6 protein-coding genes and 2 pseudogenes are annotated in these 10,893 nt (G+C 64.2%); 4 read left to right on the forward strand and 4 right to left on the reverse strand.

From position 1 onward, the window contains the following. Nucleotides 1–153: 153 nt before the first annotated feature. Nucleotides 154–1,715 (forward strand): annotated as a pseudogene (locus tag CWO89_RS33780) (DUF4403 family protein). Nucleotides 1,716–1,968: 253 nt separating this feature from the next. Continuing rightward, nucleotides 1,969–3,180: an ABC transporter substrate-binding protein gene (locus CWO89_RS33785; protein ID WP_130582800.1), complete on the forward strand. Its 1,212-nt coding sequence runs from the start codon at nucleotides 1,969–1,971 to the stop codon at nucleotides 3,178–3,180. 53 nt (nucleotides 3,181–3,233) lie between these two features. On the opposite strand, the gene CWO89_RS33790 is transcribed toward CWO89_RS33785, so the two are convergent. The 4 genes and pseudogenes from CWO89_RS33790 to CWO89_RS33805 form a co-directional block, all read right to left on the reverse strand. Beyond that, the gene (locus CWO89_RS33790; RefSeq protein WP_130582801.1) at nucleotides 3,234–4,151 is read right to left on the reverse strand and encodes an MBL fold metallo-hydrolase; all 918 of its coding nucleotides are present in this window, start codon (nucleotides 4,149–4,151) and stop codon (nucleotides 3,234–3,236) included. 147 nt (nucleotides 4,152–4,298) lie between these two features. Continuing rightward, nucleotides 4,299–5,513 carry an acyl-CoA dehydrogenase gene (locus tag CWO89_RS33795; RefSeq protein ID WP_130582802.1) on the reverse strand — a complete coding sequence of 405 codons (1,215 nt, stop codon included), beginning with the start codon at nucleotides 5,511–5,513 and terminating at the stop codon, nucleotides 4,299–4,301. Between the two features lie 171 nt (nucleotides 5,514–5,684). Continuing rightward, nucleotides 5,685–6,760 (reverse strand): annotated as a pseudogene (gene ribB, locus CWO89_RS33800) (3,4-dihydroxy-2-butanone-4-phosphate synthase). A gap of 108 nt (nucleotides 6,761–6,868) precedes the next feature. Continuing rightward, complete coding sequence (locus CWO89_RS33805) at nucleotides 6,869–8,602, reverse strand: cation:proton antiporter domain-containing protein (RefSeq protein WP_130582803.1); 1,734 nt, start codon at nucleotides 8,600–8,602, stop codon at nucleotides 6,869–6,871. 127 nt (nucleotides 8,603–8,729) lie between these two features. On the opposite strand from CWO89_RS33805, the gene CWO89_RS33810 reads away from it, so the two are divergent. After that, nucleotides 8,730–9,194: a DUF3124 domain-containing protein gene (locus tag CWO89_RS33810; RefSeq protein ID WP_245476704.1), complete on the forward strand. Its 465-nt coding sequence runs from the start codon at nucleotides 8,730–8,732 to the stop codon at nucleotides 9,192–9,194. A gap of 61 nt (nucleotides 9,195–9,255) precedes the next feature. Beyond that, the gene (locus CWO89_RS33815) at nucleotides 9,256–10,497 is read left to right on the forward strand and encodes an aminotransferase-like domain-containing protein (RefSeq protein ID WP_130582804.1); all 1,242 of its coding nucleotides are present in this window, start codon (nucleotides 9,256–9,258) and stop codon (nucleotides 10,495–10,497) included. The last annotated feature ends 396 nt before the right edge of the window (nucleotides 10,498–10,893 follow it).

Below are 10,893 nucleotides of genomic sequence, written 5' to 3' on the forward strand. Positions count from 1 at the left end.
CTGACGCTTCACCCGGGCTACGCACAGGCTATGTTCAACCAAACAGCGCCCGGCCCAGAAGCGCCGCGGCGCGGACACCGATCCGCCGCACTGGTGCATCTTTTCCCTTCCCTATAATAAGCGAATCGGGGGCTTCTCGATCCGAGGGGGATGATGCGTCTGCCGATGCGTTCGAAGATGATACTGATTGGCGTCGCGGTGATTGCGGCGTCGTTCCTGATCAGCCTGAAGGCCATGGACTGGCTGTCGCCGCACGCCGCGGTACCGGCACCGCCGCTGGCCGAATTGCCGCCGCTGCCACCGGCGCCGCGCAGCTCGGTGGTGATGGCACCGGTCGCCGTTGCGCTATCGGCGATCCGCGACGTCGCCGACCGGGGCACGCCGAAGAATTTCAACGGCAAGGCCGACAATCCGGTGCCGCAGATCCTGCAGAATGCCGATATCGGCTGGACCGCCTCGCGTGGGCCAATCGTGGCGACCGGAGCGGAGGACGTACTGTCGCTCTCCACGCCGCTGACGGGTGCGCTGAACGTCACGGGCTCGCTGTCGGCGAAGGCGACGGGCGCGATCGGCGATGTGCTCGGCAGCCTGCTCGGCGCCAATGCCGCCAAGCAGATCGGTGACATCAACATCAAGCAGATCAATGCTAACGCCGAGATCAAAGGCAATGTGGTCGTGACCTCGCGCCCCCCGCGGCCTGGCGCATCGAGCCGAATCTCCAGGCGCAGGTCAATCTCGGCGACACCGGCCTGTCGGTCGCAGGCGTCCGCGTCAACGTGCCGGCGCAGGTCAAGCCGCTGATCGACAAGACCGTCGCCGACCAGTTGACCGCCGTGCAGACGAAGATGCGCAACGATCCGACCTTCGAGCAGAATGCGCGCGCGCAATGGGCGAAAGCCTGCCGCTCGATCCCGCTGCAGGGTGCGGGTGCCGTCCCAAACATGCCGCCATTGTGGCTGGAGCTTCGCCCGATCCGTGCGCTGGCGGCGCAGCCGCGTGTCGACGCGTCCGCGGTGACGCTGACGCTCGGCATCGAAGCCGAGACCCGGATCACGGAGGCGCCGACCAAGCCAGACTGCCCGTTCCCGGCGACGATCCTGATCGGACCGCAGACGCCGGGCCATGTCAGCATCGGCATGCCCGTCGACATGTCCTTTGTGTCGCTGACAAAACTCTTGGAGGCGCAGCTCGCCGGCAAGACCTTCCCGGAGGATGGCTCCGGTCCGGTTGACGTCACGGTGAAGCACGCGAGCGTAGCGGCCTCCGGCGATCGCCTTCTGGTCTCGGTGTTGGTGAACGCAAAGGAGAAGAAGAGCTTCTTCGGCTTCGGCGCTGAGGCCACCGTGCACATCTGGGGACGGCCGGTGCTGGATCAGGCGCAGCAGATCGTGCGGCTGACCGATATCGAGCTGGCGGTCGAATCCGAGGCCGCTTTCGGCCTGCTGGGTGCTGCGGCGCGCGCTGCGGTGCCACAGTTGCAGCGGGCACTCGCGGAGAAGATGACCGTCGACCTGAAGCCGTTCGCGAGCAACGCCCGCGAGAAGCTCGCCGCTGCGATCGCCGATTACCAGAAGAACGACGACGGCGTGAAGGTTTCGACCGAGATCACGAGCCTGCGACTCGCCGGCATCGCCTTCGATTCCAAGACGCTGCGCGTAATCGTGGAAACCGAAGGCGCAATCGACGTTTCCATCAGCAAGCTCCCGGCGTTTTGAGGTTCTCCCTCGCCCCGCTCTTGCGGGGACTGCCGTAGCCCGGGTGGAGCGACAGCGTAACCCGGGACCGCTCGTGAATGCGAATGCGGACGTCCCGGGTTGCGCGTTCCGCTCCACCCGGGCTGCGGGCTGCGCGCGTGCAAACCTCCCCTGCGGCCTTGTTCGCGGTCCCGGGCTTTGCCGCCCTAATGGCACCGGATAGAACTGGCGGCGTTAATGATAATCCTCCACAAGAAGCCAGGGAGAAGAAACGATGAAACCGCTTGCGGCCGCCCTTGCGGCGGGTCTCGCGCTTGCCGCTTCCGGCGGCGCCGCCAATGCCCAGATTTCCGACGACGTGGTCAGGATCGGCGTGCTCACCGACATGTCCAGCCTCTATGCCGATGCCACCGGCAAGGGCTCGGTCGCCGCGGTGCAGATGGCGGTCGCCGATTACGGCGGCAAGGTGAAGGGCAAGCCGGTCGAGGTGGTCTTCGCCGATCACCAGAACAAGCCGGACGTCGGCGTCGCCATTGCCAGGAACTGGTACGATAACGAGAAGGTCGATGCGATCTTCGACGTGCCGACCTCCTCGGTCGCACTGCCGATCTCGGCGCTGACGCGCGAGAAGAACAAGATCAATATCAATTCCGGCGGCGGCACGTCCGACCTCACCGGCGTCGCCTGCTCGCCGAACACCGTGCACTGGACCTACGACACCTATGCGCTGTCGAACGTCGCCGGCAAGGCGATGGTCAAGCGCGGCGAGGACACCTGGTTCTTCGTCACCGCCGATTATGCCTTCGGCATGGCGCTCGAGCGCGACGCAGCCAACGTCGTCAAGGAAAGCGGCGGCAAGGTGCTCGGCGAGGTGCGCCACCCGCTCAACACCTCCGACTTCTCCTCCTTCCTGCTGCAGGCGCAGGCCTCGAAGGCCAAGGTCGTGGCGCTCGCGAACGCCGGCGGCGACACCACCAATGCGCTGAAGCAGGCCGCCGAGTTCGGCATCACCCAGGGCGGCCAGAAGATGATCGCGCTGCTGCAGGAGATCACCGACACGCACTCGCTCGGCATCCAGGCAACCCAGGGCCTGATCGTCACGGACGCTTTCTATTGGGACATGAATGACGAGACGCGGGCCTTCTCAAAGCGCTTCAACGAGAAGGTCGGGCACATGCCGACCATGATCCAGGCCGGGCTCTATTCGGCGACGATGCATTATTTGAAGGCGATCGAGGCCATCGGCACCGACGAGGCGCCGAAGGTGATGGTGCAGATGCGGGCCACGCCGGTGAACGATTTCTTCGCCAAGAACGGAAAAATCCGGATCGACGGGCGCATGGTGCATGACATGTACCTGTTCGAGGTGAAGAAGCCCTCGGAGTCCAAGGGCGAATGGGACCTCTACAAGCTGCTCGCCACCGTGCCCGGCGACGAAGCGTTCCGTCCGCTCGACAAGGGCGGCTGCCCGCTGGTGACGCACTAACGCGCACGACGTAAGCGAATGGCGGATGGAGCGTCCCATCCGTCATTTGCGCTTCACGCCAGCCGGTACGTTCCTCCGATCACCGGATCGCCGTCGGTCGTGACGATGCCTCGGGCGACCAGATCCTCCAGATGCGCCAGCACCGAATAGCCGGCAGCGCCGGTTAGCCGCGGATCGAGGCCGATATAGATCGCGCGCACCATGGTCGGGATGTCGGCCTCGCCCTTGGCGAGGCGATGCAGGATCGAGGCTTCGCGCGCCTTTCGGTGTCGCGCCAGGAAGCGGACGTAGCGCGGCCCTTCGGTAATTTCGGGGCCATGGCCGGAGAAATAGAGTTCCTCGGGCCGCTGCTCCAGCCGTTCCAGCGAAGCCATGTAGTCGATCATCGATCCGTCCGGCGGAGCCACGATCGAGGTCGACCAGCCCATCACGTGATCGCCGACGAAATTGATGCCGCGTTCCGGCCAGGCGAACGCCAGATGATTGGCGGTATGGCCCGGCGTCGCCACCGCCTCCAGCGCCCAGCCGGAACCTTCGATCACGTTGCCGCTCTTGACCTCGATATCAGGCCTGAAGTCGCGGTCGGCACCGGACTCCGGATTATGCTTCTCGCTCTCGAACCGCGGCCGCGAGGCGCGATGCGGGCCCTCGGCATAGACGGGCGCGCCGGTCGCCTGCTTGATCCGCGCCGTGTTCGGCGAATGGTCGCGATGGGTATGGGTGACCAGGATATGCGTCACGGTCTCGCCGCGCACGGCATCCAGCAGCGCCCTGGCATGCGCTTCGTCGTCGGGGCCGGGATCGATGATCGCGACATTGCCCTTGCCGACGATGTAGCTGACCGTGCCGGTGAAGGTGAACGGGCTCGGATTGTTGCAGAGGACGCGCCGCACGCCGGGACGGGCTTCGTCGACCACGCCGGGCTGCAGCGGAAAATCGCGGTTGAACGGGATGTCGTCGTTGTCGGCCATGGCTAAACACCTGACGCTGATTTCGTCATGCCCGGGCTTGTCCCGGGCATCCATGCGCTTTCTTTCCGGAAGCTCACACGTGGATGGCCGGGACAAGCCCGGCCATGACGGAGCAAGGGGTTACATATCGCTCCACAACTTCAGCGCTTACGAAAACGCCTGGATGCCGGTGATGGCGCGGCCCAGGATCAGCGCGTGGACGTCGTGAGTGCCCTCGTAGGTGTTCACGGTTTCCAAATTCGCGGCGTGGCGCATCACGTGGTATTCGATCTGGATGCCGTTGCCGCCGTGCATGTCGCGCGCCATGCGGGCGATGTCGAGCGCCTTGCCGCAATTGTTGCGCTTGACGATGGAGATCATCTCCGGCGCCATCTTGCCCTCGTCCATCAGCCGGCCGACGCGAAGCGAGGCCTGCAGGCCGAGCGCGATCTCGGTCTCCATGTCGGCGAGCTTCTTCTGCACCAATTGGGTGGCGGCGAGCGGACGACCGAACTGCTTGCGGTCGAGGGTATATTGACGCGCGCGGTGCATGCAGTCCTCCGCGGCGCCCATCGCGCCCCAGGAGATGCCGTAGCGGGCGCGATTGAGGCAGCCGAACGGACCCTTGAGACCGGAGACATTGGGCAATAGCGCGCTCTCCGGAACCACCACGCCATCAAGCACGATCTCGCCGGTGATGGAGGCGCGCAGCGAAAGCTTGCCGCCTACCTTCGGCGCGGAGAGGCCCTTCATGCCCTTCTCCAGGATGAAGCCGCGGATCTGGTTGTCGTGCGCGGCCGACTTGGCCCACACCACGAAGACGTCGGCGATCGGCGCGTTCGAGATCCACATCTTGCTGCCGGTCAGCCGGTAGCCGTCGGAAACCTTCTCGGCGCGGGTCTTCATCCCGCCGGGATCGGAACCCGCATCCGGCTCGGTCAGGCCGAAACAGCCGACCCATTCTCCGGTGGCGAGCTTGGGCAGATATTTCTTGCGCTGGTTCTCATCGCCATAGGCATAGATCGGGTACATCACCAGCGAGGACTGCACCGAGTTCATCGAGCGATAACCGGAATCGACCCGCTCGATCTCACGCGCCACCAGGCCATAGGCGACATAGCTTGCATTCGCGCAGCCATATTCCTCCGGCAGCGTGACGCCGATCAGGCCGAGTTCCCCCATCTCGTTGAAGATATCGCGATCGGTCTTCTCTTCCAGATAGGCATTGATGACGCGCGGCAACAGCTTGTCCTGCGCATAGGCGCGCGCGGTGTCGCGGATCATGCGTTCGTCTTCGGTGAGCTGGTCATCGAGCAGGAACGGATCATCCCACTGGAAAGAAGCCGCTGCCGGCTTGTCCTTGGCCTGGGGGCGCACGCTCATGAAAATCCCTTTCGCATCGTCGTTTCGGAATTACCCGTTAAATTAAAGCGCCGTGAGTGGAAGCGCAATTGGTGATCCCTTCACCGTCATTCCGGGGCGATGCGCAGCATCGAACCCGGAATCTCGAGATTCCGGGTTCGCGCTACGCGCGCCCCGGAATGACAGTATCGATTAACTTTCGAGTTTCTCGTTGGAGACGATCTCGATACCGAAACCGGACAATCCCTTGTAGTCATGCACGGACGAGGTGAGGTTGCGGATCGAGGTGACGCCGAGATCGCGCAGGATCTGTGCGCCGACGCCGACCTCGCGCCATTGCCGGTTGCGATCGGCCTCCGCGGTCTGCGTCGCGCCGACGGGCTCGACGGGAACACCGGCGGCGCCGTCGCGCAAGTAAACCAGCACGCCGCGGCCGGCCTTCTTGAACTGCCGCAGAACGGCTTCCATGCGAGCCCCGCCGGTGAAGATGTCCTTGACGATGTTCGGCTTGTGCAACCGCGTCAGCACGTTCTTGCCGTCGCCGATGCCGTTATAGACGAAGGCGGCGTGCATGATTTCGTCGAACGGCGAGCGATAGGCATAGCCCTGCAGCGGGCCGATCGGGCTGTCGGTCGTAAACGTCGCGACCCGCTCGATCAGCTTCTCGCGGGCCTGCCGATAGGCGATCAGGTCGGCGATCGTGACGTGCTTGAGGTTGTTGGCGGCGGCAAAACGGGCGACCTGCGCACCCTTCATCACCGTGCCGTCGTCGTTCATCAATTCGCTGATGACGCCGACCGACGGCAGGCCGGCGAGCTTGCAGAGGTCGACCGCGGCTTCCGTATGGCCGGAGCGCAGGAGCACGCCGCCATCGCGGGCGATCAGCGGGAAGATGTGGCCGGCCGGGCGAAATCATTGGCGCCGGCATTGGGATTGGCGAGCGCACGGCAGCAGGAGGCGCGCTCGTCTGCCGAAATGCCGGTGCCGCCATCGGGCTTGTAGTCGATCGAGACGGTGAAGGCAGTGGTGTGGCTGGAATCGTTATGTGCGACCATCGGGTCGAGCCGCAGCCGCTTCGCGTCGTCGGTGGTGATCGGCGCGCAGACGATGCCAGAGGTGTGGCGGATGATGAAGGCCATCTTGTCGGCGGTACAGAGCGACGCGGCGACGATCAGATCGCCCTCGCCTTCCCGGTCGTCGTCATCGGTGACGACGACGAGTTCGCCCTTCGCAAAGGCTTGCAACACTTCCTGGATCGTATCGGCCATGTCTCAAAATCTCGCTTTTTGCTGGCAGTGCATTAGCCGGAACCGGCAGCCCGCGCCAGCATCAATCCGCAGGCCAGAACAGCGTCGGCAGGCATACCAGGCCGTATCTCAAGGCAACACCTCCCGTCGCTCGGCGAGCTGCGCATCCATCGCGGCGCGCTTCTCTTCCAGAAGTCCGGCATCGGCGGCTTCGATCACCGAGAACAGCTCGCTCGCGTCGCTGATCCGCGTCACCGTCACGTAGTCGGCCCCGGCCACGTAGAGATCGTTCACATCGGCCAGGAAATCGGCGGTCGCGACGATCTTGGCGGTCGGATTGAGGCTCCGGACATGGCGGACCAGCTTCTCATTGTTGGCGCCGACCAGGAGCGAATCCGGCACGCTCAGAATGATGATCTCGGCCTTGCCGATGCCGGCATGCACCAGCGTATCGACATTGCTGATATCACCATAGATCACCTGCAGGCCGCGATCTTTCAAGGTCCTGAACACCAGCGGGTTGAAATCGATGACGCTGATCTGCTCCAACAGCGCTTCGTTCTGCCGCTCGATCTGGCTGAGCAGGGCGCTGGCGGCGCGGAAAAAGCCGAGGATCACGATCCGGCGGCTCTCGCCGTGGCCGGCCTCCTGACCGCCCCCTTCCGCAGGGTGGGCCTGGTCGAGGTCGCGAAGCCCGATCCGCTTCAACCGCCCGATCAGGGAACGGGTGATCTCGCTGCTCCTGGTGATCGCGAAGGTGCTCAACACCGCCAGCACCACGAAGGCGAAGGAGGCGGCGCTCGATGTCGCAGTGGAGATATGCCCGGCGGCGACGCCGGTCTGGATCACCACCAGCGAGAATTCCGAGATCTGCGCCAGGTTGATCGCCGGCAGCAGGCTGGCCCTCAAGCCCTGCTTCATCAGATAGAGCGGCGTGAACGTCGTGACCAGGCGGCTCACTACGGTGAACGCCGCAATCAACAGCGCAAGCCCGATCACCGAGAGGCCGGGAACCGGGATGGTCATCCCGAGCGCGACAAAGAACAGCGTGATGAAGAAATCACGGAGGGTCGTGACCTTGGCGGTGACGTCGAGCGCATAAGGGAAGGTCGACAGCGACACCCCGGCGACCAGCGAGCCCATCTCGCGCGACAGATGCAGGCGTTCGGCGACCTCGCCGATCAGGAAGCACCAGGCGAGCGCGCCCAAGAGGATCAGCTCGGGGCGGCGTGCGATCTGCTGAAACAGCCTTGGCAGCACGTAGCGGCTGAGCACCAGCGCCGTCGCCACCAGCACGCCGACGCGCAGGATCGAAAGCAGGATGATGCCGACCTGGAGGTTGTCGAGGCTCGGCTGCACCGCGAGGAACAGGATCGCAAAGATGTCCTGCAGCACCAGCACGCCCAGCGTGATGCGGCCGGGCAGCGTATCGAGCTCGCGCTTCTCGTAGAGCACCTTGACGATGATCACGGTCGAGGAGAGCGCGCAGGCGACGCAGAGATAAAGCGCGTCGAACTTGCCGCCGCCGCCCATCGACAGCCCGATGCCGACGAAAAACAGGATGCCGAGCAGGCAGCCGCCCAGGAGCTGGCCGCCCGCCGCGAACAGGATCACCTTGCCGGCGCGGACGATCTTCTTCAGGTCGATCTCGAGCCCGATCATGAACAGCATGAAGATCAGGCCGAGCTCTGATATGACGCTGATCGATTCCTGGGACTTGACCAGACCCGTGCCGAATGGACCAATCAAAAACCCGGCGATAAGGTAGGCCAGGATCAGGGGTTGCCGGGAGAAATGAGCTAACAGGCCGAGCACCCAGGCGAACAGGATGCTTAAAGTAATATCACCTATAAGTTCATGCATGTCTTGGGGCTTCTCCTCATCGCAACCTAGAGACCCAAGCACGGGGGTCAAACGAGCAATCTGTCACATCCGCGCCCTTAGCCTGTTTCTGGCGATTCTGGCATCGCTGACCGCATCCCGCCCCTCCATGGCGCAAAACGGCAGCATCGAGCAGGGTTTTGCGAGTTCGCTGACGGCTGTTCCCGCCGAGAATCTCGCCGTTTCCGGCTCTTTCTATGTCCCAGTCTATTCCAGTGTCTCGATGAGCCAAGGCAGGCTCAGGGCCGATTTCTCGGTGACATTGAGTGTCCACAACACCTCCGAGACCAAGCCCCTCGTATTGAAGCGGATCGCCTATTTCGACACCGAAGGCAAGCCGGTTGAAAGCTACCTCAAGGCGCCGATCGCGCTGAAGCCGTTCGCAACCATCGAGGTCTTCATCCCCATTTCCGACGTGCGCGGCGGCACCGGCGCAAATTTCGTGGTGGACTGGGCCGCAGCCGGCGAGATCGCCGAACCCGCGGTCGAAGCGCTGATGGTTGGCAGCGTCGGCCCGGGGCATTATGCCTTCATCAGCCAGGGGCGACCGATCAGGATCGTCGGCAAGAACTAGCAAGAGGGCCTTCCACTTCACTTGGGCCTTCTCAATGACAACAACACGGGAGTGAATGTCCATGTCCGCCTCAACCCAATTCGATTTCGCGCCGCTGTTGCCCGCCGGCCTGCCGGCGGCGGCCGCCAAGTGGACCGGGCTTGCCAAATACAGCTTCGTCGGCGGCAACAACGATCCGGATGGGGTTCCGGTCGACGGGCTGATCGAGGCGGTCAACGCGGTGTTGAAGCGCGAGGGCAAGGCGCTCGCGACCTACAACCTCGCCCATGGCCCGCAGGGGTATCGGCCCTTGCGCGAATTCCTCACCGGCAAGCTCAAGCGCGACGCCGGCATCGTCTGCACGGCCGATGACATATTGATCGTCTCGGGCTCGCTGCAGGCGCTCGACCTCGTCAACCACACGCTGCTTGCGCGGGGCGACACCGTGTTGATCGAGCAGGAGACCTATCAGGGCTCGCTGAACCGGCTCACGCGGCTCGGCGTCAACGCCGTCGGCATTCCCCTCGACCAGGACGGCATCCGGATCGATGCGCTGGCTGCCGCGCTCGCCGACCATAAGCGGCGCGGCATCACGCCGAAATATATCTACACCATCCCGACCGTGCAGAACCCGACCGGCTCGATCCTGCCGGAGAGCCGCCGCGCCGAGATGCTGAAGCTGTCGCGCGAGTATGGCGTGCCGATCTTCGAGGACGATTGCTACGCCGACCTCACCTGGAGCGGCGAGCGCCCGCCCGCGATCTACGCCATGAGCCAGCATGGCGGCGTGATCCATATCGGTTCGTTCTCGAAATCGATCGCGCCTGCCCTGCGCGTCGGCTTCATCGTCGCACCCTGGGAGGTGATGTCGCGGATGCTGGCGCTGAAGACCGATGCAGGCTCCGGCGCGCTGGAGCAGATGGTGCTCGCCGAATATTGCGCGCCGCATTTTGCGACCCATGTGCCGGAGCTGACGCGCGGCCTGCGCAAGAAGCTCGATACGCTGATGGAGGCGCTGAACGAGCAGTTCGGCACCGTGGCGGAATTCGAGGAGCCGAGGGGCGGCATCTTTCTGTGGGTCAAGCTTCCGGATCATGTCGATACGCTGAAACTCTACCAGGCGGCGCTCGCCGCCGGCGTCTCCATCAATCCGGGACCGGAATGGTCGACCAACAAGGCGTGGTCCGGCAGCCGGCTGCGGCTGTGCTTCGCGAGCCCCTCGCATCAGCAGATCCGCGAAGGCGTGGCGGTGCTCGCCGACGTCTGCCGGCGCGAATTCGGCGTGCCGACGCGCAGCGGCAATATCGAACGCGCGCAGGGCTGAAGGCATTCGCTTGCTGAACAGAGATGTAGGGTGGGCAAAGCGCAGCGTGCCCACCATCAAGCATTCCGTGCGCGGTGGTGGGCACGCTTCGCTTTGCCCACCCTACGTCGCTGCCAGACCTCATCCTGAGGAGCGGCGTCTTCGCCGCGTCTCGAAGGATGAGGCCCTGCCGGTGGCCTCGCCCTTCGAGACGACCGCTGCGCGGTCTCCTCAGGGTGAGGGGATAGGTGCGAGTGCGCCGCGCTATCCACGTCATTGCGAGCGCAGCGAAGCAATCCATGCCCCCACACGCGGCGCGATGGATTGCTTCGCTCCGCTCGCAATGACGAGGTGAGGTCTGATTCAATTGTCAAACAGCGGGGAGGATGCGAGTGCGCGTTCTCGCGGCATGAGCTG

This window comes from Bradyrhizobium sp. Leo170 (genome assembly GCF_004296405.1).
Classification (GTDB): Bacteria; Pseudomonadota; Alphaproteobacteria; order Rhizobiales; family Xanthobacteraceae; genus Bradyrhizobium.

What these genes read in the sequence shown, in the direction of transcription:
- CWO89_RS33790 (WP_130582801.1), bottom strand. Translation starts at nt 4,151, where the DNA reads ATGGCCGACAACGACGACATCCCGTTCAACCGCGATTTTCCGCTGCAG.
- CWO89_RS33810 (WP_245476704.1), top strand. Translation starts at nt 8,730, where the DNA reads ATGGCGCAAAACGGCAGCATCGAGCAGGGTTTTGCGAGTTCGCTGACG.
- CWO89_RS33805 (WP_130582803.1), bottom strand. Translation starts at nt 8,602, where the DNA reads ATGCATGAACTTATAGGTGATATTACTTTAAGCATCCTGTTCGCCTGG.
- CWO89_RS33795 (WP_130582802.1), bottom strand. Translation starts at nt 5,513, where the DNA reads ATGAGCGTGCGCCCCCAGGCCAAGGACAAGCCGGCAGCGGCTTCTTTC.
- CWO89_RS33815 (WP_130582804.1), top strand. Translation starts at nt 9,256, where the DNA reads ATGTCCGCCTCAACCCAATTCGATTTCGCGCCGCTGTTGCCCGCCGGC.
- CWO89_RS33785 (WP_130582800.1), top strand. Translation starts at nt 1,969, where the DNA reads ATGAAACCGCTTGCGGCCGCCCTTGCGGCGGGTCTCGCGCTTGCCGCT.